The organism is Salmonella sp. SAL04213, assembly GCF_046550535.1.
GTDB lineage: Bacteria > Pseudomonadota > Gammaproteobacteria > Enterobacterales > Enterobacteriaceae > Salmonella > Salmonella enterica.
The window spans coordinates 786,077-811,528 of record NZ_JBGDXS010000002.1 but is presented as its reverse complement, the minus strand read 5'-3'; the positions used below and the strand labels follow the sequence as shown (position 1 = coordinate 811,528).

27 protein-coding genes are annotated in these 25,452 nt (G+C 50.5%); 12 read left to right on the top strand and 15 right to left on the bottom strand.

What is annotated here, in order from left to right:
• Positions 1 to 30 precede the first annotated feature (30 nt).
• Positions 31 to 1,410, top strand: coding sequence for an MFS transporter (locus tag ACLJPQ_RS08790; RefSeq protein WP_000192118.1), 1,380 nt, complete (start codon positions 31 to 33; stop codon positions 1,408 to 1,410).
• Between the two features lie 143 nt (positions 1,411 to 1,553).
• On the top strand, positions 1,554 to 3,020 hold the full coding sequence (locus tag ACLJPQ_RS08785) for a mannitol dehydrogenase family protein (protein ID WP_023202401.1): 1,467 nt from the start codon (positions 1,554 to 1,556) through the stop codon (positions 3,018 to 3,020).
• Positions 3,021 to 3,086: 66 nt separating this feature from the next.
• Here ACLJPQ_RS08785 and ydfZ read toward each other — a convergent pair whose 3' ends face one another.
• From ydfZ to ydfG, 3 genes are all read right to left on the bottom strand, one after another.
• Complete coding sequence (ydfZ, locus tag ACLJPQ_RS08780) at positions 3,087 to 3,290, bottom strand: putative selenium delivery protein YdfZ (protein WP_000989267.1); 204 nt, start codon at positions 3,288 to 3,290, stop codon at positions 3,087 to 3,089.
• 180 nt (positions 3,291 to 3,470) lie between these two features.
• On the bottom strand, positions 3,471 to 4,157 hold the full coding sequence (locus ACLJPQ_RS08775; protein WP_000215563.1) for a GntR family transcriptional regulator: 687 nt from the start codon (positions 4,155 to 4,157) through the stop codon (positions 3,471 to 3,473).
• Between the two features lie 129 nt (positions 4,158 to 4,286).
• Complete coding sequence (ydfG, locus tag ACLJPQ_RS08770) at positions 4,287 to 5,033, bottom strand: bifunctional NADP-dependent 3-hydroxy acid dehydrogenase/3-hydroxypropionate dehydrogenase YdfG (protein ID WP_000636564.1); 747 nt, start codon at positions 5,031 to 5,033, stop codon at positions 4,287 to 4,289.
• Between the two features lie 138 nt (positions 5,034 to 5,171).
• Here ydfG and dcp point away from each other — a divergent pair, with 138 nt between their 5' ends.
• Both dcp and ACLJPQ_RS08760 read left to right on the top strand, forming a co-directional pair.
• Entirely contained in the window at positions 5,172 to 7,214 is a 2,043-nt protein-coding gene (gene dcp / locus ACLJPQ_RS08765) for a peptidyl-dipeptidase Dcp (RefSeq protein ID WP_000106261.1), read from the top strand.
• A 344-nt stretch (positions 7,215 to 7,558) separates the two neighbouring features.
• A complete protein-coding gene (locus ACLJPQ_RS08760; protein ID WP_000807642.1) occupies positions 7,559 to 7,741 on the top strand; it encodes a general stress protein in 183 nt (60 codons plus the stop codon).
• Between the two features lie 119 nt (positions 7,742 to 7,860).
• Here ACLJPQ_RS08760 and ACLJPQ_RS08755 read toward each other — a convergent pair whose 3' ends face one another.
• Entirely contained in the window at positions 7,861 to 8,388 is a 528-nt protein-coding gene (locus tag ACLJPQ_RS08755) for a 2-oxo-tetronate isomerase (protein WP_001235357.1), read from the bottom strand.
• Between the two features lie 426 nt (positions 8,389 to 8,814).
• On the opposite strand from ACLJPQ_RS08755, the gene ACLJPQ_RS08750 reads away from it, so the two are divergent.
• Complete coding sequence (locus ACLJPQ_RS08750) at positions 8,815 to 9,207, top strand: YdeI family stress tolerance OB fold protein (RefSeq protein ID WP_000776348.1); 393 nt, start codon at positions 8,815 to 8,817, stop codon at positions 9,205 to 9,207.
• Positions 9,208 to 9,554: 347 nt separating this feature from the next.
• Here ACLJPQ_RS08750 and mgtS read toward each other — a convergent pair whose 3' ends face one another.
• Together mgtS and ydeE are read right to left on the bottom strand one after the other, a co-directional pair.
• Complete coding sequence (gene mgtS / locus ACLJPQ_RS08745; protein ID WP_000901531.1) at positions 9,555 to 9,650, bottom strand: protein MgtS; 96 nt, start codon at positions 9,648 to 9,650, stop codon at positions 9,555 to 9,557.
• 247 nt (positions 9,651 to 9,897) lie between these two features.
• Positions 9,898 to 11,085 carry an efflux MFS transporter YdeE gene (ydeE, locus tag ACLJPQ_RS08740; RefSeq protein WP_001068056.1) on the bottom strand — a complete coding sequence of 396 codons (1,188 nt, stop codon included), beginning with the start codon at positions 11,083 to 11,085 and terminating at the stop codon, positions 9,898 to 9,900.
• Between the two features lie 227 nt (positions 11,086 to 11,312).
• On the opposite strand from ydeE, the gene eamA reads away from it, so the two are divergent.
• On the top strand, positions 11,313 to 12,215 hold the full coding sequence (gene eamA, locus ACLJPQ_RS08735; protein WP_000987750.1) for an O-acetylserine/cysteine exporter: 903 nt from the start codon (positions 11,313 to 11,315) through the stop codon (positions 12,213 to 12,215).
• 118 nt (positions 12,216 to 12,333) lie between these two features.
• On the opposite strand, the gene marB is transcribed toward eamA, so the two are convergent.
• From marB to marR, 3 genes are read right to left on the bottom strand one after another with little or no spacing between them, the layout of a single operon-like run.
• Positions 12,334 to 12,549: a multiple antibiotic resistance protein MarB gene (marB, locus tag ACLJPQ_RS08730; RefSeq protein ID WP_000783049.1), complete on the bottom strand. Its 216-nt coding sequence runs from the start codon at positions 12,547 to 12,549 to the stop codon at positions 12,334 to 12,336.
• Positions 12,550 to 12,577: 28 nt separating this feature from the next.
• Positions 12,578 to 12,961 (bottom strand): MDR efflux pump AcrAB transcriptional activator MarA, encoded by a 384-nt coding sequence (gene marA, locus ACLJPQ_RS08725; protein ID WP_000091194.1) that lies wholly within the window; start codon positions 12,959 to 12,961, stop codon positions 12,578 to 12,580.
• A 19-nt stretch (positions 12,962 to 12,980) separates the two neighbouring features.
• Complete coding sequence (gene marR / locus ACLJPQ_RS08720; RefSeq protein ID WP_000843434.1) at positions 12,981 to 13,415, bottom strand: multiple antibiotic resistance transcriptional regulator MarR; 435 nt, start codon at positions 13,413 to 13,415, stop codon at positions 12,981 to 12,983.
• Between the two features lie 258 nt (positions 13,416 to 13,673).
• On the opposite strand from marR, the gene ACLJPQ_RS08715 reads away from it, so the two are divergent.
• A complete protein-coding gene (locus ACLJPQ_RS08715; protein ID WP_000968968.1) occupies positions 13,674 to 14,339 on the top strand; it encodes a MarC family NAAT transporter in 666 nt (221 codons plus the stop codon).
• Between the two features lie 46 nt (positions 14,340 to 14,385).
• On the opposite strand, the gene ACLJPQ_RS08710 is transcribed toward ACLJPQ_RS08715, so the two are convergent.
• Both ACLJPQ_RS08710 and ptrR read right to left on the bottom strand, forming a co-directional pair.
• Positions 14,386 to 15,576 carry a sugar transporter gene (locus ACLJPQ_RS08710; protein ID WP_000154621.1) on the bottom strand — a complete coding sequence of 397 codons (1,191 nt, stop codon included), beginning with the start codon at positions 15,574 to 15,576 and terminating at the stop codon, positions 14,386 to 14,388.
• Between the two features lie 115 nt (positions 15,577 to 15,691).
• Positions 15,692 to 16,564, bottom strand: a complete 873-nt coding sequence (gene ptrR / locus ACLJPQ_RS08705) for a putrescine utilization regulator PtrR (RefSeq protein ID WP_000366539.1) — start codon at positions 16,562 to 16,564, stop codon at positions 15,692 to 15,694.
• Between the two features lie 102 nt (positions 16,565 to 16,666).
• Between ptrR and sad the strand changes: the two genes are divergently transcribed.
• The 4 genes from sad (at position 16,667) to ACLJPQ_RS08685 (ending at position 20,583) form a co-directional block, all read left to right on the top strand.
• Complete coding sequence (sad, locus tag ACLJPQ_RS08700) at positions 16,667 to 18,055, top strand: succinate-semialdehyde dehydrogenase (protein ID WP_000178413.1); 1,389 nt, start codon at positions 16,667 to 16,669, stop codon at positions 18,053 to 18,055.
• A 72-nt stretch (positions 18,056 to 18,127) separates the two neighbouring features.
• Positions 18,128 to 19,054, top strand: coding sequence for a glutaminase B (gene glsB / locus ACLJPQ_RS08695; RefSeq protein WP_000090081.1), 927 nt, complete (start codon positions 18,128 to 18,130; stop codon positions 19,052 to 19,054).
• Positions 19,054 to 19,413, top strand: coding sequence for a DUF4186 domain-containing protein (locus tag ACLJPQ_RS08690; RefSeq protein ID WP_000992449.1), 360 nt, complete (start codon positions 19,054 to 19,056; stop codon positions 19,411 to 19,413). The genes glsB and ACLJPQ_RS08690 overlap by 1 nt, the downstream gene beginning before the upstream one ends.
• 255 nt (positions 19,414 to 19,668) lie before the next feature.
• A complete protein-coding gene (locus tag ACLJPQ_RS08685) occupies positions 19,669 to 20,583 on the top strand; it encodes a bestrophin family protein (RefSeq protein ID WP_277751937.1) in 915 nt (304 codons plus the stop codon).
• A 55-nt stretch (positions 20,584 to 20,638) separates the two neighbouring features.
• Here ACLJPQ_RS08685 and ACLJPQ_RS08680 read toward each other — a convergent pair whose 3' ends face one another.
• Positions 20,639 to 21,181: a YybH family protein gene (locus tag ACLJPQ_RS08680; RefSeq protein ID WP_000513122.1), complete on the bottom strand. Its 543-nt coding sequence runs from the start codon at positions 21,179 to 21,181 to the stop codon at positions 20,639 to 20,641.
• A 716-nt stretch (positions 21,182 to 21,897) separates the two neighbouring features.
• On the opposite strand from ACLJPQ_RS08680, the gene ompC reads away from it, so the two are divergent.
• Complete coding sequence (ompC, locus tag ACLJPQ_RS08675; RefSeq protein WP_000758335.1) at positions 21,898 to 23,016, top strand: porin OmpC; 1,119 nt, start codon at positions 21,898 to 21,900, stop codon at positions 23,014 to 23,016.
• A 140-nt stretch (positions 23,017 to 23,156) separates the two neighbouring features.
• Here the strand turns inward: ompC and hypA are convergent, their stop codons facing one another.
• The 3 genes from hypA to ACLJPQ_RS08660 are packed head-to-tail and all read right to left on the bottom strand — an operon-like array spanning position 23,157 to position 25,447.
• Entirely contained in the window at positions 23,157 to 23,498 is a 342-nt protein-coding gene (hypA, locus tag ACLJPQ_RS08670) for a hydrogenase maturation nickel metallochaperone HypA (RefSeq protein WP_000544772.1), read from the bottom strand.
• Between the two features lie 12 nt (positions 23,499 to 23,510).
• Positions 23,511 to 24,398: an ATP/GTP-binding protein gene (locus ACLJPQ_RS08665; protein ID WP_079897879.1), complete on the bottom strand. Its 888-nt coding sequence runs from the start codon at positions 24,396 to 24,398 to the stop codon at positions 23,511 to 23,513.
• Positions 24,386 to 25,447 (bottom strand): hydrogenase expression/formation C-terminal domain-containing protein, encoded by a 1,062-nt coding sequence (locus ACLJPQ_RS08660; RefSeq protein WP_076726549.1) that lies wholly within the window; start codon positions 25,445 to 25,447, stop codon positions 24,386 to 24,388. Before ACLJPQ_RS08660 ends, ACLJPQ_RS08665 begins: the two co-directional genes overlap by 13 nt.
• Positions 25,448 to 25,452: the final 5 nt, after the last annotated feature.

Genomic DNA, 25,452 nt, shown 5'->3' with positions numbered 1-25,452 from the left:
TACGCATCTTACCTCTTAGAGATTGCCTATATGACACAAATAAAGCATGAACGATCGACTCAGGATTTAGTGCGCGCTGCCGTATCTGGCTGGTTAGGCACCGCGCTTGAATTTATGGATTTTCAGTTATATTCACTAGGCGCGGCTCTGGTCTTCCATGAGATATTTTTCCCGGAACAGTCTGCCGCGATGGCGCTTATTCTGGCAATGGGCACCTATGGTGCAGGTTATATAGCCAGAATTATCGGCGCCTTTGTTTTTGGTAAAATGGGCGACCGCATCGGACGAAAAAAAGTATTGTTTATTACCATCACCATGATGGGGATCTGCACCACGCTGATTGGCGTACTGCCGACGTATGCGCAAATCGGCATTTTTGCGCCAGTATTACTGGTAACATTGCGAATTATACAGGGGCTGGGCGCCGGGGCGGAAATTTCCGGCGCGGGTACCATGCTGGCCGAGTATGCGCCGAAAGGAAAGCGTGGCATCATTTCCTCGCTGGTCGCGATGGGCACCAACTGCGGTACGTTGAGCGCGACGGCGATCTGGGCGGTGATGTTCTTTGCGCTTGAACGCGAACAACTGATCGCCTGGGGATGGCGTATTCCTTTCCTGGCGAGCGTCGTTGTTATGATATTCGCGATCTGGCTGCGAATGAATCTGAAAGAAAGCCCGGTATTCGAAAAAGTAAGCGAAGGCGAAAAATCGCCAGCGTTAACGCCTGCGTCAGAAAATACATTGGGCGCGATGTTTACCAGCAAATCTTTCTGGCTGGCCACCGGTTTACGTTTTGGGCAGGCGGGGAATTCGGGGCTTATTCAAACCTTCCTTGCCGGATATTTAGTTCAGACGTTATTATTTAACAAATCTATCCCAACCGATGCGTTAATGATAAGTTCCGTAATTGGTTTTATCACTATCCCACTCTTGGGGTGGTTGTCCGATAAATACGGTCGTCGGCTGCCGTATATAATATTGAATATCTCCGCGATTATTCTCGCCTGGCCGATGCTGTCTATTGTGGTAGATAAAACGTATAGCCCTGGCGTAATTATGGCGGCGCTCATTGTTATTCATAACTTTGCCGTGCTGGGATTATTTGCGCTGGAAAACATCACCATGGCGGAAATTTTCGGATCGCGTAATCGCTTCACCCGGATGGCGATTTCAAAAGAGGCAGGAGGCCTGGTGGCGGTTGGCTTTGGCCCTGTTCTTGCGGGGATCTTTTGTAACATGACCGATTCCTGGCTGCCCATCTTAATTATGCTGGTGCTCTACTCGTGTATTGGTCTGATTTCTGCGCTGTTGATGCCGGAGGTCAGAGATCGCGACCTGAGTTTGCCTGAGGATGCGGCGGAAGCGACAGCGGCAGAGAAGTTACGCCACTCCGCAACCCAGACGAGTTAAATCGTGTCGACGGTATGGCCGGAACGCTAATGCGGTTTCGGCCATGCTGTCCGGTCACTTTTGTTTAATTAGCGTAAATCCAAATGCACCAGGGCAGGCGTTACTCTGCGACTGTTCCGCTTTCAGAATATAGAGGTTATAAAATGCAAAACAGGCTTTTATCGGCAAAGGCGACGCTTCCTGATTACGATCGCGCGGCGCTGGCGGCGCGGATGGTCCATCTCGGTTTTGGCGCGTTTCATCGCGCGCATCAGGGGGTTTATACAGATATTCTGGCTGCGGAGCAGCATAGCGACTGGGGCTATTATGAGGTTAATCTTATTGGCGGCGAACAGCAGATTGCCGATCTAAAGCAGCAGGATAACCTCTATACCGTGGCGGAGATGTCGGCGGAAGCCTGGACGGCGCGTGTGGTGGGCGTCGTCAAAGCGGCGTTGCATGTCCAGGTTGATGGTCTGGAACGTGTGCTGGCGGCGATGTGCGAACCGCAAATAGCGATTGTGTCTCTGACTATTACCGAGAAAGGGTATTGTCATTCGCCAGCCACGGGCCAACTTCTGCTGGAACATCCCATGATTGCCGCCGACCTGCAAAATCCGCATCAACCGCTAACGGCACCGGGTATTATTGTCGAAGCGTTAGCGCGTCGTAAAGCCGCAGGCTTACCGGCATTTACCGTGATGTCCTGCGATAACATGCCGGAAAATGGGCATGTGACGCGTCAGGTTGTGACGGCTTACGCCCGGGAGGTGGATGCGGAACTGGCGATATGGATCGAGCAAAACGTGACATTTCCGTCAACCATGGTTGATCGGATTGTCCCTGCGGTCACGCCGGAGACGCTGGATAAAATCGAACAACTGACCGGCGTGCGCGATCCGGCGGGCGTCGCCTGCGAACCGTTTCGTCAGTGGGTGATAGAAGATACGTTTGTGGCGGGGCGTCCGCAGTGGGAAAACGCGGGCGCGACGTTGGTCGCCGACGTGGTTCCGTTTGAAGAGATGAAACTGCGAATGCTTAACGGCAGTCATTCATTCCTGGCTTATCTGGGGTATCTTGCCGGCTATCAGCATATTAATGACTGCATGGCTGACGACAACTATCGTCTGACCGCGCAGGCGTTAATGTTACGCGAGCAGGCGCCAACGCTGAAAGTCCAGGGGGTAGATTTACAGCGTTATGCCGATCAGTTGATTGCGCGTTACTGTAATCCGGCGCTGCGTCATCGTACCTGGCAGATTGCGATGGATGGTAGCCAGAAACTTCCGCAGCGTATGCTGGACTCCGTTCGCTGGCATCTTGCTAATCATAGCGATTTTGATTTGCTGGCGCTGGGCGTGGCGGGGTGGATGCGTTACGTTGGCGGCGTGGATGAACAGGGCAAGGCCATCGACATTAGCGATCCGCTATTGCCTGTTATTCAGCGCGCCGTGGCAAACAGTGAAGAAGGCGCCAGTCGTGTTAAGGCGCTGCTGGGAATGGCTGAAATTTTCGGCAACGATTTGCCGCAGGTGGCGCGGTTTACGCAAAAAGTGCAAGAAGCCTATGACAGTTTACTGACATATGGCGCGAAAGCGAGCGTGGCGAAATATGCCGAGCGGTTGAAGTAGCGCAACAGAGACCCGGTAGCATTATGCTACCGGGAAGGCCGGAGCGGTTCTTAGCGGCCAGTGGTATCAGTTCATGCCAAGACGAATCAGTTCGACCGGCGCGAATTTACCTTCACAACCTTCGACAATCACCGTTTTGCCGCGGCGAATTTGACCTGCATCCAGACCTTCGCTCTCAATGGCTTTGATAATCCCGGTATGACCCGTGCCGCTTATCATGACCCGGCTACCGGTAGTGATTGCGTTACGGTTACGATCGTATGTCATCATGGTGTTTTCTCCTTTCAAACTTACAGCCAAAGCCCGCAGGTTTCCCCGCATGACGGGCGACATATAAATACGCTTATCGTTGCGAATTTTTTTTGTTTTTGATCAAGCTCACGGCTTTTTAGGCAGGAATGTGCAGGGTGAGAAAGCGAAGAAGGCGTCTCACCCCGACGTTAAAGGGAGTTACTCTTCGCTAAACCAGCCGCTGTTTTCCTGACGGATAAGCTGGACGGATTCGCTAATTTCCTGCAAATGCTGGGTCATTGCGCTCTCAACCGCATTGCCGTCACGATTTTCCAGCGCGGAGAAAATATCATGGTGCTGGCGCAACAACATCTCCGGCGGAGAAACATGATCCAGACTCATATAGCGAACCCGGTCGATTGTCGCTTTGATATTTTCAATGGTATCCCACGCTAACTGGCAATCGGCGATCTGCGCCAGTTTTTGGTGGAAATCGTCATCAAGCTGGAAAAAATCATCAATCTGTTTGCGCTCGATGGCAATATGTTGCAGGTGCAGGTTTTGCGCCAGTTGATAGCACTGGTTGTCGGTGATCATCGCCGCCGCACGGCGGACCACCGCGCATTCGATAGCCTGCCGAACAAAGCAGCCATTCTGTACCTGAGAGAGCGAAATCTTATTTACATAACTACCGCGCTGAGGGCGGATCTGAATCAACCCATTTTCCGCCAGCTTTATAAAAGCCTCGCGCACCGGTTGACGCGAAACGTTAAAACGGGTTGAGACCTCTTTTTCTGATAGCGGCGTGCCAGGCGGGATCAGGCAATGCACGATATCACGCCGAAGAATACGGTAAATTTGCTGGTTGACAGGCTGTGTAGGGTTAAGCTGCGTTTCGACGGTCATTCATTCTTACTTTTTAGGCGGTTGACCCGGATACTCTACCACTTTTCCGTGGCGGTCTATACCGATCATGTTCTTGGTTGCAGATACGTTTGCCAGGGATTACCCGGCCCGCAGACCGGGTATAACCTCTTAGCTACGGTGGACGCTGAGCCCTGCGAAAGATTGGGTAACAGGCATCATTTCAACGGTATTAATATTCACATGCGCGGGGAGTGTGGCCACCCACCATACCGCTTCGGTAATGTCTTCTGGCGTGAGCGCGGTGGTATTTTCGTAGGTTTTACCCGCTTTCTCATCGTCGCCTTTGAAACGGACGCTGGAAAACTCGGTACCGCCAACCAGACCCGGTTCAATGTCGGTCACGCGAACCGCCGTGCCGTGTAAATCCGTGCGCAAATTCAGGCTAAACTGGCGCACAAAGGCTTTCGTCGCGCCATAGACATTGCCACCAGCATAAGGCCAACTGCCGGCGGTCGAACCGATGTTAATGATATGACCGCGATTACGTTCGACCATTCCTGGCAGCACGGCGCGGGTCATATAAATTAAGCCTTTATTATTAGTATCGATCATAGTTTCCCAGTCTTCTACGCTGGCTTTATGCGCCGGTTCAAGACCCAGCGCCAGACCGGCGTTATTGACCAGCACATCAATATCGCGCCACTGCGCAGGCAGAGAGGCCATCATCTCTTCGATGGCCGCGCGGTTGCGCACGTCCAGTTGGGCGGTCAATACGTTCTCGCCAAGCTCATCTTTTAACGCTTGCAGGCGTTCATGACGACGTCCCGTGGCAATGACTTTATGTCCATTCTCAACAAAACGGCGTGCAATGCACTCGCCAAACCCTGCGGTTGCTCCAGTTACTAAAACGATCATCACACAGTTCCTCAACGCTTTTTGTGTTGTATTACCATAGCACGCGGCGTTTATGAAAGGGTAATCCTGGTTAACACGGTTGCGGTCAGCATAGGGGGAAGCTTACTCTTATGATCAACCTATTTTCAGGAGTGAAAAATGTCGACGAATCCTTTGTTAGACCAGAGTATGTTGCCCTATCAGGCACCGCGTTTTGATCGGATCAAAGATTGCCATTATCGTCCTGCTTTTGATGAGGGCGTGCGGCAAAAACGAGTGGAAATCGAGGCCATCGTCAATCATCCGGCGGCCCCTGATTTTACGAATACGCTTCTGGCGCTGGAGCAAAGCGGGGCGCTTCTGTCACGCGTCACCAGCGTTTTTTTCGCGATGACGGCCGCGCACACTAACGATGAACTCCAGCGGTTGGATGAGGCCTTTTCTGCCGAGCTGGCGGCGCTCTCCAACGATATTTATCTGAATAGCGCGTTATTCGCTCGCGTGGACGCCGTCTGGCAACAGCGTCACTCACTGGGGCTGGATGATGAGTCGCTACGGTTGGTCGATGTTATCCATCAGCGTTTTGTGTTGGCAGGCGCGCAGCTTGCCGAAGAGGATAAAGCGCGACTGAAAGTATTGAATACTGAATCCGCGACCCTAATGAGTCAGTTTAATCAGCGTCTGCTGGCGGCAAGTAAAGCGGGCGGGCTGGCGGTAGATGACGCGCATTGCCTGGCAGGATTAAGCCCGGAAGAAATGACCGTCGCTGCCGAAGCGGCGCGTGAAAAAGGCCTGGAGGAGCGCTGGTTCATTCCGCTCCTTAATACGACGCAACAGCCTGCGCTTGCTACACTGCGCGATCGCCAGACTCGCGAAAATTTATTCGCAGCGTCATGGACTCGGGCGGAAAAAGGAGATGCCCACGATACCCGCGCTATCGTTCAGCGTCTGGTAGAGATTCGTCGCTGTCAGGCAAAACTGCTGGGTTTCCCCAATTATGCCGCATGGAAAATGGCCGATCAGATGGCGAAAACGCCGCAAGCCGCACTGAGCTTTATGCGTGGCATTGTGCCGCCAGCGCGTCAGCGTGTACTCAATGAACAGGCGGAAATTCAGAACGTCATTGATGGTGAGCAGGGCGGCTACACCGTTCAGGCCTGGGACTGGATGTTCTATGCCGAACAGGTACGGCGGGAAAAATATGCGTTAGATGAAGCGCAACTGAAGCCCTATTTTGCCTTAAATACGGTGTTGCAAGAGGGGGTTTTCTGGACCGCCAACCAGCTATTCGGCATCACCTTCGTCGAGCGTTTTGACATTCCGGTGTATCACCCTGATGTTCGGGTATGGGAGATTTTCGACTCCGATGGTGTCGGCATGGCGTTATTTTATGGCGACTTCTTCGCGCGGGACTCGAAAAGCGGCGGCGCGTGGATGGGGAATTTTGTCGAGCAATCCACACTCAATGAAACCCGGCCCGTTATATACAATGTATGTAACTATCAGAAACCGGTTGATGGGCAGCCTGCATTACTGCTTTGGGACGACGTTATTACGCTCTTCCATGAGTTTGGTCATACGTTACATGGTTTGTTTGCCGTTCAGCGCTATGCCACGCTTTCAGGTACCAATACGCCCCGCGACTTTGTCGAGTTTCCCTCCCAGATTAATGAGCATTGGGCGAGCCATCCACGCGTGTTCGAACGCTACGCGCGTCATGTCGACAGCGGTGAAAAAATGCCCGCTGATTTACAGGAAAAAATGCGCAAGGCGAGTTTATTTAATAAAGGTTACGATATGACTGAATTGCTCGGCGCCGCATTGCTGGATATGCGCTGGCATATGCTGGAGGAGAGCGTAGCAGAGCAGTCTGTCGCTGAGTTCGAGCAGCAGGCGCTGGCCGCCGAGCATCTTGATTTACCGGCAGTGCCGCCCCGCTATCGCAGCAGTTATTTTGCCCATATCTTCGGCGGCGGCTACGCAGCGGGATACTACGCCTACCTGTGGACGCAAATGTTAGCGGATGACGGTTATCAATGGTTTGTAGAGCAGGGCGGCCTGACGCGTGAAAACGGGCAGCGTTTTCGTGATGCTATCCTTTCCCGGGGGAATAGTACTGATTTAGAAACGCTTTATTCAGCCTGGCGTGGACATGAACCGCATATTGACCCCATGTTGCAATATCGTGGGCTCGATCGCTAAGCTGATACGGTTGTTCGGCACTGTCGAACAACCACCTGAAAATGAATCCTGCACTTCTGATGACAGCCAGTTAAATTTATGGGGTTAAATTGTCTGAATATAAAGAGGGCGTGCATTCGGATTTTTCTACTTATTTTCCCGTGGTGGCTTGATTGCCAAAGATTTATTACCGCTTCGCTGTTGATGTTTTCAAAAAATATATTTTCCGCTATGTGGTGGTATTATGTAAATAATGCAGAAATGAATTTGACACTGCGCACAGGGCGACTAGATTTAGAACTGTATCACATGATATGAGAAGACATATCATATTTAAAACGCAACATCATCATGAGGATTATATTATGGCAGAACATCGCGGCGGTTCCGGTAATTTTGCAGAAGATAAAGAGAAAGCCTCAGAAGCAGGTCGTAAAGGCGGCCAGCATAGCGGTGGGAACTTTAAAAACGACCCACAGCGTGCATCTGAAGCGGGTAAAAAAGGTGGCCAGAATAGCCACAGTGGCGGACGGAAATCCGGCAATTAATTTTACTGCTGATATTTCATAAATATATTCTGAAATATTGCACATACGATGCGGGCCATAGGCTCGCATTTTTTTATTCTGACCGGGAGTTATTCTGACCGGTCAGATGAAATTATTGTTTATGCTTTCTTCGTTAACAGAAAAAGCAATTCAGCGAGGGCGAAGCGTACGCATTTTTCCAATACTTCCTGACAATCTCCGTTGAAATGTTGTCGGCTTGTAAAAGTTGTATTGTTAATATTCCAGGCAAACCAAACTGTGCCCGCCGGCGTGCCATCTTCGCCGCCTTCCGGACCGCCATAGCCGCTGATCGCTATGCTGATATTGACCTCAGCCTGATCCTTAGCGCCCTGTGCCATTTCAGTAACGACCGCTTCGCTGACGGCGGTATGTTCGGCAAGACTGTGGCGTTGTACGCGTAAGATTTTTGCTTTGGCTTCATCAGTAAAGGTGACATAACCCACACCGTAAAATGAGGGCGTATCTTCTGCTGCGCACAATGCTGAAGCCAGTTTCCCGCCAGTGCAGGATTCTGCAGTGGTCAGACGGAGTTTCTGGTTAACCAGTAAATCACCAAGTTTTTTTGTCAGGCTATCGACGGATTCGGCTTCATCAAGGGTGACAATATCGTGCTGTTCTAATCTCATCGTTTATTTTTCCGTTACAGAGACAAATGAAATCTGTTCGTTCTTCTCAAGTATGGCATATTTATTTTATGACATTGTCAGTGAATGATTATTTTATCCAGTTACCAACAAACCCGCTGTTGCATAACTTGCTTACTTTTCTGCGGCGATGACTGTCATTGATTATGCGTAAGGCCATTATCCTCAAAAAATAAAGCCGATTATTCTGAATTGCTATCAAAACGTTGATGCATATGACTTCAGCTATGTGGCAAGTTCTCTATTACGCCGTTACGCTTTCGCGCTCACCGGCGCTGATATCGGTTGCATATTAATCCGGATGGGTTGATTTTATTGCTTAATATTCTGCGGGTAAATTCATGTTTGTAAAAACTAAAAATAGCGGCCAGACTTAATACGTCTAATAGACGTTATTAAGGAGAGAGCATGAAACTACAGGTGGCTGCATTTTTAAGTTTTCTGATAATGCCTTACGCGCTAGCGGATGATCAAGGGGGATTAAAAAAAGACGTGGCACCGCCGCCGCCTCATGCTATTGAGGATGGTTATCGCGGTACGGATGATGCAGAAAAAATGACCATCGAACAGGCAAAAACCCTGCATGATGGCGCGACCGTTTCGCTGCGCGGCAACCTTATTGATCATAAAGGCGACGATCGCTATGTATTTCGTGATAAATCCGGCGAGATTAACGTGATAATTCCTTCCGCCGTATTTGATGGGCGGGAAGTTCAGCCGGATCAAATGATCAACATTAACGGTAGTCTGGACAAGAAAGCGAAGGAACCGCTTGTTCGCGTGAACCGACTGCAAAAATAACGCGCGCTAACCGGCAATCTCCAGGTCAGCCATACGGGGCATGCGGCTGGCCTGATACCATGGGTCTTGTAAAAGCGCCTGGGGGACAAAAGGTCCCATAATGTCTTATTCAGGTCTGGTTGCGTATCGTTTAAGCTTCATTGATATTGACGGTGCTACAGTCGTTAGCGATCCGTTATCCTCGCAAGAATTTGCCCGGTAGCGTATAAGCAAAACACAAATCTATCCATGCAAGCATTTACCGCTGGTGAACCGGCGGTTTTTTTTTGCCTGCCATCCAGACAAAAGCGGCCCCTTGCGCAACGATGCAGCAAGGGGCCGGCTCTGCGAGGGATTATCTCCGTTCATTAATCATCCCATTTGTGACTGAACCAGGCGGCCAGAAATCCGGAAAATAAAATAATTCCTAATACAACGATAAAAAGGTTAATACTGCCTAACATCTCGTTTCTCCTTATTTTAGTGTGCATCCTCTTTTTTAAAAAACCTCGTACAGACTATAGTACTAATTTATACTTAAGCAAAGTCTGAATTGCGTATTTATTTTACTGGAAGGGTAAAGCATTAGAGTATTTTCGTCAGCGCCCAGGAATATTCCTGAATTACCGCAGTGACAGCAGATAATTAGCCTGCAATATATAGGGTTAACCCGGTGCGCCAGAAACTGCGCACATCACTGGCTGCAGATAATTAACAGGTAATAGCCTGTTGCGTAGGGGTAATCCGCATTCCTTTTAACATCAGTGCCCAGGCGAACACAATGGCGATTATCAGGACAACGAAAAGCGACCAGGCTGGAAGCGTCGTCAGGATGACGCCGCTGGCCAGCGGGTTTACCGCCGCACCCAGCCAGCCCAGCGATTGCGCTGAAAAATAGCTGGCTTTCATCCCGGCAGGCGCAATGTTGTCAATTAACATATATTCGCCGGGGGCATAAATAATTTCGCCAATCGTGAATACTGCCGCTGAAAGCCCCCAAAAAAACAGATTGTCGCCTGAAAAAATAAATCCGATGAGCCCGGCGATAAAAAAGACGGTGCCGGTCGTCATCATTGGTCGAATATTGACGGCGGTAAGTCGACGGCCCACGGCGTATTGCAAACTGACCACAATAACCGCATTAACCGGCAGGACGACGGCTACCACTTTTTCCGCGAAGCCGCTATCGGCAACGACCATAACGTACTGTGAAATACAGGACGCAAAGGCGCCCCCCACAAAGGAGGCCAGAAATGCCGAAAGCGTAAACCACAATAATGCTTTGTCGCGCAGCAGAACGGAGGGAGACCAGATAGCGGCATTTTTCCCCTCGCTGGCGGCAACCGAACGTGTCACCCATACCTGAATAAAGACCAGCGGAAATGCGGAGCAGATGGCGGCAAGCCAGAAGGGTAAATTGATGCTTTGCATCACCAGCAGCGTGCCGAGCGGCGGGCCAACCGTCCAGCCGATATTGAGTACGGTATAGTTGAGCGAAAAAATCCGTGTTTTTGTTGTCGCGGTGAGATTATCGGCGAACCAGGCCTTCAGGACGGTAGAAAAAACCGAATAGGCACAGTTAATAAGCGCAAAAAGCAGGACAACCAGTACGACATTATGCACCATTGGGATGGCGATAAATCCGCAGGCGAAGGCGATAATCGCGAGTAACATGTAGCGCTTTTTATCAAACTTGTCCGCCAGAATCCCAAAGCCAAGACTAAAGACGACGCCAATCGTTAACGCGCTGGTCAGCGCGTAGCCAATCAGATCCACACCTAAACCGTACTGACGGTTAAGATAGATGGTCATAAAGGGGAGCGTGGCCCCGCGTCCAATTGTCAATAACAGCGATGAGGCGAGTAGAGCCAACGTCGAACGTCTCAATCCTGGATTCATTTTTCCTGCCTGAAATGGAGGTTACGTATCGGGACGTTTTAATCTACCGTGCCCGCAAAAGCATGATGTCTATACGCTATAGCGTAGTCTTAACATACCATAACGCAGGATTTTGCCCATCGTGTGTTGTTCAATGCCATGCTCACGGTAAAAAGAAAAGTCCTGTTATGGCGCACTGATTTCCGATAACTTACCTTTTTACAAAATTTTAATAATGACAGGGGCCGATGATGTCGCGTAAAGACGGTTTTTTGGCGTTACTGGTGGTTGTCGTATGGGGGCTCAATTTTGTTGTCATCAAAGTCGGCCTGCACCATATGCCGCCATTATTGCTGGCAGGATTACGATTTTTACTGGTGGCGTTTCCGGCAATTTTCTTTGTCGCCCGGCCTAAAGTCCCGCTTACGCTGTTGCTGGGCTATGGCCTGACGATAAGCTTTGGGCAGTTCGCCTTTCTCTTTTGCGCGATAAAGTTTGGTATGCCCGCAGGACTGGCGTCGTTGGTATTACAGGCGCAGGCCTTTTTTACCATGGCATTGGGGGCGTTTGTTTTTAGCGAGCGGTTACAACGTAAGCAGTTAGCGGGGATCGCCCTGGCGATTATAGGTGTACTGGTATTGATTGAAGCCAGTCTCAACGGACAGCATATAGCGATGTCGGGATTTATGCTGACTCTGGCGGCGGCCTTTAGCTGGGCCTGCGGCAATATCTTTAATAAAAAAATTATGCAACATAGTCCGCGCCCGGCGGTGATGTCGCTGGTGGTCTGGAGCGCGCTGATCCCGATCCTGCCGTTCCTGCTGTCATCGCTGCTACTGGAGGGGGCGGATCACATTACGCAAAGCCTTATTACCATCGATATGACGACGATATTGTCGCTGCTGTATCTGGCTTTTGTCGCCACTATACTTGGCTACGGCATCTGGGGCGCGTTACTGGGGCGCTATGAGACCTGGCGCGTGGCGCCGTTATCATTGCTGGTGCCGGTAGTCGGGCTGGCGAGTGCCGCGGTGTTACTCGGGGAAACGTTGACCGGGATGCAGCTTGCGGGCGCAGTACTGATTATGGCTGGACTTTATATCAATGTGTTTGGATTTCGTGTGCGCCGTACTGCGCGCGTCAGGGGATGAGGCATTATGTTACTAAGAAGACAAACGCTAATTTCAGACCATGCCGCGAGGTAATAGCGGCGGACTTGTCATCGCCAGACGGTACTAAAAAAATGCCCCGCAAAACGGGGCAAAGAGGTTAAAGGTGTTGGTCGTTATAATAGGGCACGCCTAATTCATCTGACTTATCGCTGTTCACGCTCACGGGGTGAAGGTCATTTGGCGGATCGCCCACACAGGGCAGAAGCATCACATCGCGGCTATTTTGCGCCACAGGTAACAAAGTTTGTTCTGCAATGCCATATCCGGAGGCGATAAGTAACAGACCCGGCAGGGCGGGAAACAGCATTTTCATGGTGCTCTTCGCGTGGCGCATAAACAAACTAGTAGTTGCCATGGTTCAGCGGCAGCATATACCGTGATTCGCCATGCATATTGGTGATCCGGTATTTGTGTGGCGGCACATCAAAATAGTTTTTGAACGTCCGGGTCAATGTTTGCTGTGACTCAAAGCCATAGCGTTCCGCCAGATAGAGAATGGGCTCGTTGCTCTCTTTTAATTTTTGCGCGATTTCCGTCATTTTACGGCTGCGGATGTATTGACCTAATGAATGACCGGTCTCTTTTTTAAACATCCGTTGCAGGTGCCATTTGGAATATCCTGAACGCTCAGACACTTTTTCCAGTGAGAGCGGCGACTCCAGGTTATCCTCGATCCAGTCCAAAATGCTATGAATAGTAATAGCGTCAGTGTTGCGTCTGGACATCGTCATACCTCTTTTTTGTCTACGGCAGAATTTTCTTGAGCAAATACTCAAGCGTTGCCACTTCGTCCGCCGTTAAGTTTTTTGTTAATTCCTGATGCAGGTCTTGCCCTGGTCGTTGATGACATTGCTCACAAATTGCCGCGCCGTCCGGCGTTAGCTTCACCAGTACGCCGCGTTTGTCATTAGGATTCGGCAGTCTTTCGATCCAGCCTTTGCACAGCAGGCGGTCGAGCATCCGCGTCAATGCGCCGAGATCGACAGACAGCACTTTTTTAAGTTCAACCGGGGTAATACATCCCGCGCAGCGTATCGAGCACAGCACTTTAAACTGTGTTGCGGTGATATCCAGCGGGGATAAATAGTTATTTAACAGGCGATCTTTTTTTTGATTTACCATGTAGATCAAGCGACCCAGCGGAATGATTTCATTGAACAGATCACTGGTGCTTTTCAAAATGGTTGCCCCGGCAAGTAATTAATTTCGTCAGATACTATTGCCCAGGCAAGTATAAGTCAACTAAATGAATTGACCGATGCCACGATTTGCTAAAAGGCGTCCGGAGTATTGTGTTGTGATAACTTGTAACTAATTGATAATTACAGGTTATATGTTGTAGAGGATATTAATTTGCACACTGGCGAAATGGCGCGCCTGGGCAATTTCACTTTATACTTCCGGTTCATGAAACGCTGATGGGTAAGAGATAGTATTATGATGGATTTGTTTAAAGCGATTGGATTGGGGCTGGTCGTACTGCTCCCGTTAGCCAATCCGCTAACCACCGTGGCGCTGTTTCTTGGCCTTGCGGGCAATATGAATAGTGCGGAACGCAACCGGCAGTCCTATATGGCTTCGGTTTATGTCTTCGCTATTATGATGGTGGCGTACTATGCCGGGCAGTTAGTCATGAACACCTTCGGTATTTCGATTCCAGGGCTACGGATCGCCGGGGGGTTAATCGTGGCGTTTATCGGCTTCAGAATGCTTTTCCCGCAGCAGAAGGCGCATGAGTCGCCGGAAGCGAAAAGCAAATCGGAGGAGCTGGCAGACGAACCGACGGCCAATATTGCGTTTGTTCCACTGGCTATGCCAAGCACCGCAGGACCGGGGACCATCGCAATGATCATCAGTTCCGCTTCCACGGTGCGTCATGGCGGCGAGTTTCCCGACTGGGTCATTATGGTCGCGCCGCCGATTATTTTTCTTGCCGTGGCGGTGATCCTGTGGGGATGCTTACGCAGTTCTGGCGCTATTATGCGGCTGGTGGGGAAAGGGGGGATTGAAGCGATCTCCCGCTTAATGGGATTCCTGCTGGTGTGTATGGGCGTGCAATTTATTATCAACGGCGTGTTGGAAATTATTAAAACGTACCACTAAGGCGCATTTTCGTCTGCCGGAAACCTGTTCCCGGCAGACGAATGTCTTAATGCGGTTGTTCTTCCAGCGTCACTGGCCATTTGCGGAATATGAGCACAGCCCATACCAGCGCGGCACAGGCGGGTATAGCGCCAATATAGCCGATGGCCGACATTGACCAGTGCAAACTCACCTGATTGCCTACCAGCGCGCCAGCGCCAATACCAATATTAAAGATGCCTGAAAATAGCGCCATTGCGACATCGGTCGCGTCCGGGGCCAGCGCCAGTACTTTCACCTGCATACCGAGCCCTATCACCATAATCGCGATGCCCCAGAAAATGCTCAGTATGGCCAGATGCGCTTCGCTCTCCGCCGCAGGCAGCAGCAGAAGCAGACAGACAACCAGCAGGGCAATAGCGATACTGACGAGCGACGAGGCATGGCGATTACCCAGTTTACCAAACACGAGGCTGCCGATGATCCCGGCGCCGCCGAGGATCAGTAACAGGACGGTAGCAAAATTCGCACTGAGCCCGGCGACATTCTGAACGAACGGTTCAATATAGCTATAAGCGGTGTAATGCGCAGTCACCACAACGACGGTCAGTACATAGAGGCTCATCAGCGCCGGACGCCGGAATAGCAAAGGTAAACTTTTTAGTGAGCCGGAATGCTCGCTCGGCAATTTCGGTAGAAGCTTAATCAGACATAGCAGCGTAATTAATGCGCCCATGCCGATGGCAAAAAAGGTGGTGCGCCAGCCAAAATACTGACCAACAACGCGACCTATCGGCAGCCCAAGCACCATGGCCAACGCGGTGCCGGTCGCTATCAGACTTAATGCCTGAGCGCGTTTCCCGGCAGGGGCCAGGCGGATCGCCAGCGAGGCGGTTATCGACCAGAAAATAGCGTGGGCGAAAGCGATGCCAATACGGCTAATGACCAGCACGGTAAAGTTCCATGCCAGAAAGGAGAGCACATGGCTGGCAATAAACAAAACAAACAGACAAATGAGTAGCTTACGGCGCTCCATTTGACTGGTAAGAAGCATAAAAGGCAGCGACATGACGGCAACTACCCAGGCGTAAATGGTTAGCATGATGCCGACCTGCGCGGTTTGCATATGAAAGCTTTCAGCAATGTCTGATAGCAAACCAACCGGCACAAATTCTGTGGTATTGAAAATAAAAGCGGCAATAGCAAGCGTAACTACCCGTAGCCACGCGACCTTGCGGGAAACTGGATTGATTGTCATAAAAATATTTCGGGTTAGTTGCGAGAAGGTGAGACCGCGATCTTAAAACGTTTACTGGCGAAAAGACAATCATTTTGTGACCTGCTTCTCATTTACTTCGCAGGCCGTTTCGTCTTCAGTCGACGCTCGCCAGTTGGGCGTTAAGTAACTCGATAAAGGCCTCAAGCTGACGCGTCATCGCCCCGCGCCGCCACATTAGCCAGGTGTTAAGCCAGCGCCACTTCTCCGCCAACGGCCAGGCTTCCACCTGATGATGTCCTGGCATACTGTTGAGCATACTTGCTGGCATCAGCGCAATACCTGCGCCGGCAATTACGCACGCCAACATTCCATGATATGACTCCATTTCGTGAATCGTACCGGGGGTCGCGCCATCGGCATGAAACCAGCTTTCGAAATGCCGTCGGTAAGAACAGTTGGCGCGAAAAGCATAGATGTTATAACCATTCACCTCGCTGGCCCGCGAAACGACGGAATGGCCGTGTGGCGCGACGATCATCATCTCTTCCTGGTAAGCCGGTATACCTTCCAGCCCCGGATGCATTAGCGGGCCATCAATAAAGGCGGCGTTCAGCTTTCCTTCGAGCACGCCATCCAGCATGGCGCCGGAAGGACCGGTCGTTAACGCGAACTGAATTTTAGGGTAACGCTGGTTATAACCCGCCAGCAGCGCGGGGATACGTACGGCGGCAGTACTTTCTAACGCGCCGAGTGAAAACAGTCCTTGCGGTTCCTCTCCGGCAACCACCATGCGGGCTTCATCAACCAGCGCCAGGATCTGCTGGCTGTAACGTAAAAAGTTATGCCCGGCTGGTGACAGCCTGAGTCGCTGGTTTTCGCGAATAAACAGAGAGACGCCCAGGTCGGCTTCAAGCTGACGGATACGCGTGGTCAGGTTGGACGGAACGCGGTGCACTTTTGCCGCCGCCTGCGTAATGCTGCCCGTCAGAGCGACAGCGTTAAACATTTCCAGTTGCGTCAGGTCCATGGTTTTCTCAATTCGTGAATAGTCTGGTTAATATTATTCATTTTTCAGAAAGGGTAAAGGGCGTCATGATGGTACAACTCCCCTGATAACGAGAGAAAGAACATGACCATGATGACTGCAACACAGGCGTTATCCGTGAATCCTGCGACCGGCCAGACGCTGGCGGCAATGCCCTGGGCTAACGCGCAAGAGATTGAACATGCGCTGAGTCTGGCGGCGAGCGGTTTCAAAAAGTGGAAAATGACATCGGTAGCGCAACGGGCGCAAACATTACGCGATATTGGTCAGGCGCTTCGCGCTCATGCAGAAGAGATGGCGCAATGTATTACGCGTGAAATGGGTAAACCCATAAAGCAGGCGCGTGCGGAAGTGACGAAATCCGCCGCGTTATGCGACTGGTATGCGGAACATGGCCCGGCAATGCTGAATCCTGAGCCTACGCTGGTAGAAAATCAGCAGGCGGTGATTGAATACCGTCCGCTGGGCGTCATCCTGGCGATAATGCCGTGGAATTTTCCTTTATGGCAGGTGTTACGCGGGGCAGTGCCGATACTGTTGGCGGGGAATAGCTACTTGTTAAAACATGCGCCCAATGTCACGGGGTGCGCGCAGATGATAGCCCGAATCTTGACGGAAGCCGGTACTCCCGCTGGCGTCTATGGATGGGTGAACGCCAATAATGAGGGCGTGAGTCAGATGATTAACGATCCGCGAATCGCGGCGGTGACGGTGACCGGTAGCGTGCGCGCCGGCGCGGCGATTGGCGCTCAGGCTGGGGCGGCGCTGAAAAAGTGCGTACTGGAACTGGGTGGCTCGGATCCGTTTATTGTACTCAATGATGCCGATCTCGAACTGGCGGTAAAAGCCGCAGTTGCCGGACGCTATCAAAACACCGGACAAGTCTGCGCCGCCGCCAAACGTTTTATTGTCGAAGAGGGCATTGCGCAGGCGTTTACCGATCGTTTTGTGGCGGCTGCCGCAGCATTAAAGATGGGTGATCCTCTGGTTGAAGAGAATGACCTGGGGCCGATGGCGCGCTTTGATTTGCGTGATGAACTCCATCAACAGGTGCAGGCTTCCGTCGCCGAAGGCGCACGGCTACTGTTGGGCGGGGAGAAAATCGCCGGGGAGGGCAACTATTATGCCGCGACCGTTTTGGCGGATGTCACACCTGACATGACGGCATTTCGTCAGGAACTTTTTGGGCCTGTTGCCGCCATTACCGTTGCAAGAGATGCGGCGCACGCCCTCGCGCTGGCGAATGACAGTGAGTTTGGCCTGTCGGCGACGATCTTTACCGCCGACGATACGCTGGCCGCGGAGATGGCGGCGCGTCTTGAGTGCGGCGGGGTATTCATTAATGGGTACAGCGCCAGCGATGCGCGTGTGGCATTCGGCGGGGTGAAGAAAAGCGGCTTCGGTCGCGAGCTTTCGCACTTTGGTTTACACGAATTTTGTAATGTGCAGACCGTCTGGAAGAACCGCGTCTAATCGCCCTGACGTCGCGTGGCGCCCTCTGCTATACTCGCAGGCCTTTTCAGACCTGCGAGCAAGGAGCATGTTGTGGCCAGGGCCATGGATAATGCAATTTTAGAGACGATTTTACAGCGCGTTCGCCCCCTCATTGGCCAGGGCAAAGTCGCTGACTATATTCCGGCATTAGCGTCCGTCGAAGGTTCAAAGCTGGGGATAGCGATTTGTACCGTGGACGGGCAGCATTATCAGGCGGGCGATGCGCACGAACGCTTCTCTATTCAGTCTATTTCGAAAGTGCTCAGTCTGGTGGTGGCGATGCGTCATTATCCGGAAGAGGAGATCTGGCAGCGCGTCGGAAAAGATCCTTCCGGCTCGCCGTTCAATTCGTTGGTTCAGTTAGAGATGGAACAAGGCATCCCACGTAATCCATTTATTAATGCGGGCGCGCTGGTGGTATGCGACATGTTGCAAGGGCGGCTTAGCGCGCCGCGTCAGCGGATGCTGGAAGTTGTGCGCGCGCTTTGCGGCGTATCGGATATTACGTATGACGCTACGGTCGCGCGCTCTGAATTTGAGCATTCCGCCCGTAACGCCGCGATTGCCTGGCTGATGAAATCATTCGGTAATTTTCATCATGATGTGCCTACCGTGTTGCAAAATTACTTTCACTACTGTGCGTTGAAAATGAGCTGCATGGAACTGGCGAGGACGTTTGTCTTTCTGGCGAATCAGGGCGAGGCGTTTCATCTCGACGAGCCGGTAGTTACCCCCATGCAGGCCCGACAGATTAATGCGCTAATGGCGACCAGCGGTATGTATCAGAATGCCGGAGAGTTTGCCTGGCGGGTGGGATTGCCCGCTAAATCCGGCGTGGGCGGCGGTATTGTCGCCATAGTGCCGCATGAAATGGCGATTGCCGTCTGGAGTCCGGAGCTGGATCCTGCGGGAAACTCTCTGGCAGGTATCGCCGCGCTTGAGCAATTAACACAAACGTTAGGACGTTCGGTATACTGATGAATGCGCTTGAACCGCTCTTTGCCCGCCTGGCGCGATCGACATTTCGTTCGCGTTTTCGTCTCGGGATAAAAGAAAGACAATATTGCTGGGATAAAGGCGCGGAGGTGATTGATAAACACGCCGCCGATTTTATCGCCCAGCGACTGGCGCCAGCTCACCCGGCGAATGATGGTAAGCAAACGCCGATGCGGGGCCATCCGGTATTTATCGCGCAACATGCGACGGCAACCTGCTGTCGCGGGTGCCTGGCGAAGTGGCACCAGATACCTCAGGGAGAACCGCTGAGCGAAGCGCAGCAACAGTATATTGTCAGCGTTATCCATTACTGGCTGGTCATACAAATGAATCAGCGGTAGAGCAGCGCGTCGTTGCTGACGCTTTCCCCGATAAATCACCCTATACCACTGATAGCAGCCGTTGACCGTCATATATCTCATGTGCTGAAGTGTCTTTTTAGTTACAACATACATTTGGTTGTTTTTTTTCAACGCCTGTCAGCACTGTGCAAAAAAATGCTCTACAGGGCAGGGGAGCCGTGTATCACCAGAAGCTTGCAACCTTGATCTGGATCACGTTTAATGACAGTGCTTTTTTACCTGCTGAAGATAATCATGATCGTTAGACCACAACAGCACTGGATTCGCCTGATATTTGTCTGGCATGGTTCCGTGTTATCTAAAATCTTTTCACGACTGCTCCTTAACTTTCTTCTTTCTATCGCCGTTATTATCATGCTGCCCTGGTACACAATGCTGGGTATTAAGTTTACCCTTGCGCCGTTTAGCATACTGGGCGTCGCTATCGCCATTTTTCTTGGGTTTCGCAATAATGCCTGTTATGCGCGTTACGTCGAAGCGCGACATTTGTGGGGGCAGTTGATGATCGCTTCACGCTCAATACTGCGTGAGGTGAAAACAACCTTACCTGATGAACGCGGTATCGAGGATTTTGTTCGGTTACAAATCGCTTTTGCCCACTGTTTGCGTATGACATTGCGTCGACAGCTTCAAACGCAAGTTTTGGGCAACTATCTTGACCAGGGCGCGTTACAGAAAGTTGTCGCTTCCCATTCCCCCGCTAACCGTATCTTATTGCTGATGGGAGAGTGGCTGGCGATTCGCCGCCGCAGCGGAAAGCTTTCCGATATTTTATTTCATAGCCTCAACAACCGTTTAAATGATATGTCGTCAGTGTTGGCCGGCTGTGAACGCATCGCCAACACGCCGGTGCCTTTTGCCTATACGTTAATTTTGCATCGTACGGTTTATCTTTTCTGCATTATGTTGCCATTTGCACTGGTGGTTGATCTGCACTATATGACACCGTTTATTTCGGTGCTTATTTCTTATACGTTTATAGCGCTGGATGCGTTGGCGGAAGAGTTGGAAGATCCGTTCGGTACTGAAAATAATGATTTACCGCTGGATGCGATATGCAATGCGATAGAAATCGATTTACTGCAAATGAATGATGAAAGGGATATTCCGGCAAAACGGATACCGGATAAGCACTATCAACTGACCTGAGATCGTCTTAACTGGCGCAGAATGTTCATCTGCGCCATAACCTGAAGAGCAAAGCTTAATAGCCTTCTCCAACGCCGGTTTTGGCTGGACCGGAGTAGTGGACATGAACGATTCGCCATCCTGTGTTTGGTATCTTCGCCCACACCTGGCTTTCGCGGCCTGTCGTGTGTTGAGTCTGCCCATTATCACGGCGTACCGCGGTAAAATGCCAGTCGAACTCTGCAACGGCGGCATTGCCATACACATGAATAGCAGGGGGAGCGTCCAGTTTTAATGTGCGTTTACTGAAAGTTTTACCCATAGTGGTGCCATAAAAATTTTCAGCGATCTGCGACCATCCGCGTTCGTGACCGCGTGGATGAATAAAACTGGTTTCCGGTGAAACATAAAAAAGCTGTTTGCCTAACGTTGGGTCTGCCTTATCTATTGAATAAAGGTAACGGTTAATGCCTTCTGTAATTTCTTGTTTAACGGTCGACGTAGCTTCATTTTGTGCGGCGGTTGGCGTTGCCGCTGATGCCGATGACGCCATCAGAGTTAACGTTATCGCGGCGGCCGAAAACAATAGTGACGTTTTTTGCATAATAGTTATACCCATATGGTCTGTTTTTGAGACGCTTTATCTTTCCTGTTACGTTCACTTTTATACTAAAGGAGCATGGCTCACGAACAATAAAAAACATCCTTCTATAAAACTACCCCGAAAAGGGAGTAGTGCAATTAAGAATATCGTATTTGTTTGTAACGACATGACTCAAAATATCAACATTTAGAGTTTCAGTATTGTTGTTGTCCATTGACTTAATTTTATGTTTATTACCGCTGGTAAATAGTTAATCTTATGAATAGTGATATGCAAATGACCGTTTGCGCTATGTGATAATTAACCATAGTAAAAATACACGAAGCGAAGAAGTGCTATTTCAGTAGTACTGATATTTTCATAACGCTAATTTAGAAATAAATGTAAACGTAACAAATTATACACAAAAATAAGAAGGACAGTGGCCTCAACTGACTTGATTATGATTCCGTCTTAACGAATGTCAGCCGAGTGTTCAGTGCCATTCTCGCCCTGGCATCCCCGACCGTAAGCCAGTTCTCTACTGGTAACCCCCTTGTTATTACAGCAGAAAACAGGGCATATCATTTATGTAGTCATGCTTAACTTGCATTTTAACATCACTAATATATAGCAAGCTAATATTACACTTTGAAACTTAACGCGCGGTAATTGTTAGTGATATTGTCCTGGACAGTTCCGCGAGCAGGTTTTGCGGAAAGTCCAAAAATAAGACAAATAAGGCATATAAAATGAAAAAAGTAGTGGTGTTATCTGCGGTAGCCGCAGCCGTAATGATGGCTGGAGCCGCCAACGCAGCAGAAATCTATAACAAGGATGGCAATAAACTGGATTTGTATGGCAAGGTCGACGGCCTACATTATTTTTCCAGTAATCATAGTACGGATGGCGATCAATCTTATATCCGTATGGGTATTAAAGGCGAGACTCAAATTACCGATCAACTAACCGGTTTTGGACAGTGGGAGTATCAGGTCAACGCCAATCGTCCGGAAGATGGTGACTCCAGCGGTTCCCCGCAAAGCTGGACGCGTCTCGGTTTTGCTGGTTTGGCATTTGCCGATATGGGGTCTGTTGATTATGGTCGTAACTATGGCGTGTTATACGACATTGGTTCATGGACTGACGTACTGCCTGAATTTGGTAATGATTCGTATGAAGCTTCCGATAATTTTATGACCGGACGCGCGAATGGCGTTCTGACTTATCGCAATAATGATTTCTTTGGTCTGGTTGATGGTCTGAATATTGCGTTGCAGTATCAGGGTAAAAATGACGGCCTGTCGAAAGAAGGCGATCCTTTAAGTAATAATGCCAGAAAAAGTATCGCATACCAGAATGGCGATGGTTTCGGGGCATCAGCGACATATGATTTGGGCATGGGGGTGAGCCTGGGGGCAGCCTATACCAGTTCCAAACGCACGCTTGATCAGATGACGCAAGATAAATACGACAATGGCGACCGCGCTGAAGCCTGGACTGGCGGCGTGAAGTATGATGCCAATAATATTTACCTGGCGGCAAACTACACCCGTACTTATGATATGACCTATATGGGCGATACATTGGGCGGCTTTGCACATAAAACCGATAACTGGGAAATGGTAGGACAATATCAATTTGATAATGGCTTACGCCCATCACTGGCGTTCCTGCAATCCAGAGCCAATGATGTTGATGGACTGGGTTCGTTCGACCTTGTGAAATATATTGATGTGGGTTCCTACTACTACTTCAATAAAAATATGTCCGCGTATGTTGACTACAAAATCAATCTGCTAAAAGATGGTAACCCATCGAATCCTAATACAGACAACACCGTGGCGCTCGGCTTAGTCTACGAGTTTTGATAAAACTTGCTGATTAAGACAGTTTAGGGATACCCTCCTTTTCCCAAAACTGTGTCACTGCTTAACCTTTATTATTGTTAATTTATTCTTTTATTATTTCAGGACGCTTCTGGCGTCCTTTTTTATTGACTATTCGTTGACTATTCGACTTCGATCTCGCGAATGCGCATTCTGCTACTGTCATCTATCTGCACTTTGCCTGAATGACAAAATGGACAACAGAGTGTGGATGTTTGAGAGGTGAAGGGTTGATTACAGGACAGACACCAACCTTGCGCCGGTGCGATAGTAATGTGGAAACGCGCATTGTCAGCAAGGGTATGACGAGCGGCGACGTCCAGGCCAAAATGCAGCGCCGGCACCTCAACACAGGCCATAACGCCAATCTCCAGCCAGACTTGCTTTACCTTGCTGAACTGGTGATTTACTGCCTGTTCCTCCAGCAATTCGATAATATTTTGCGCCAGGGCTAATTCATGCATGGGCCAGCTCCTTCATTCAACAATATTTACGGCGACACAAGGATCAATTACCTGTAACTGTTGCGACCACAATGAGAGTGGAATAGTGGCCAGTTCGCGAGCAATGACGCCGTCAGATTGGGCGTGACGTGTGGTAGGCGAGATAATACGGTAATCAAGAATATTGCCTGACGTCGTCAGTCTGGCCTGATGAACTAACCATCCTCGCGCGGTTTCCACTACCGCTATTTTCCATTCGCCATCATCAAAACGATTCCAGCGCAGGGTAGGAAGGGCGCTCAAACTTCGGGCGAGCGTAATGCAGCGGGCCAGCAGACGTAGCGCAGTCGTTTTTCCGCTAAGACAACAGGCTGACAGTAGCGGATATTCGATAGCCAGAGGCGAGACATCCAGGGGACCAGGGGTTATTAACGTATGGTCCGGGGACGACGCCATCGGTAGTGTTGGTGTAATGATATTCTGTACTGCCGCCAGCCAGCGGGCGGTTTCAGAACGCTCTTGCAAAAACCAGGCTTCCCAGCCCTTTACGCCACCGGCAAGCCAAGTCTGAGGATCATCGTCAAAAAAGATTGTGCTTGCCAGCGGGGATAACTCTCCGCGACGTAACAACGCCCATTCTTCAGCGGTTGCCTGTCGGTGGCTAAACAGGGGGAGCCAGTCGGTCAACGCACGACGGAGCGTTTCTCGCGCCAGCTCTTGTTGTGCGGCCTGCATATCTGGCTTCTCTTCAGGAAACAACAGTAAAGCCGCCGCTACGCTGTGCGCCTGAGCGCACAACGTAAACAAACGTGAAATAAGCGTTTTTGCGTACACCGGTGTTGCGCCCTGTAACAAACGACCGATCGGCGCCTCCTGCCAGATAATCCGTAGCGGGTGAGAATAGACGGTCAATCTTTGCACGAATTATTACCTTCATCGATCACCATAAACCCGGACTTACTGGTTTCGCAAACCGGACAGCACCAGTAATCAGGTAACTGGCTGAAGGGCACGCCGGGTGGAATTTGCCATACATCATCGCCCAGCGCAGGGTCGTAAACCCACCAACATACTTTGCACTCCATGCGCACCACTGGCTCATTTTCTGTGACCGGGTATTCTTTCAACCATTCCAACGTATTTTTTAGCCCCGCGTAGGCATCTTCGATATCGTCGATGCCTGCAACGGCGATATCAGGAATGTCCGCTATCTCAATCATATCTTGCAGTAATGTGTTCATATCATTGAAATAATTGACCCGCCATACGCCGGGAAAATGCGTGCTTACAATCCGGCATTTACCATATCCGCGTGAAAAAATAGCGCTACAGCCTTCGCCTAAAAAATGATCCAGATACTCGCGATCGGCATCGTTTACTGGCAACAGCGTTAAGTTAATGATATGCGGCTCTTTTACCGGCTGTTTTACGCGCTCGGCTATTTCATGCGCGATAAAGGCGCCATTCATCAATCCCGCCGGTTGTGGCGGCAATTCTGGTGTAATCGGCGGCTGCGGATGCGTCTGCCAGATGCTCTCCGGGATCGGGCCAATGATAATTTCATCGGCAACCCGTTGCTGGTCAGCGTTATATTCACGCACACGCCAGACGCCCGTAAAAACCGTCTCCTGAATACGCTGTTCTTTTCCATCGGGTAATAGTACCCGGGCGGATATTTCACCTTCGCCGAGCAGTTGATCCAACAAACCGCTATTCTGTTGCTCAGTGGCACTCAGCTTATAGCTCAGGGGAAAGGGGAGCGTTGCCACCGGGTTATCCATATCGCGAATAAGCGTAGTCAGGATGTGTCTGGCAACACGAAGCTCAGCGGGCAGCGCCTGTTCCGGTAAAACCGGCGTCAGTGGGAGATTAATGCCGGCGGGGATAGGAAGAAAGTTAAAGTCTTCCTCTTCTGGCTGCGAGCCTGGCCCGGCAATATTAACGACTGGAATAGTTCTGGAATGATTCACGTGTG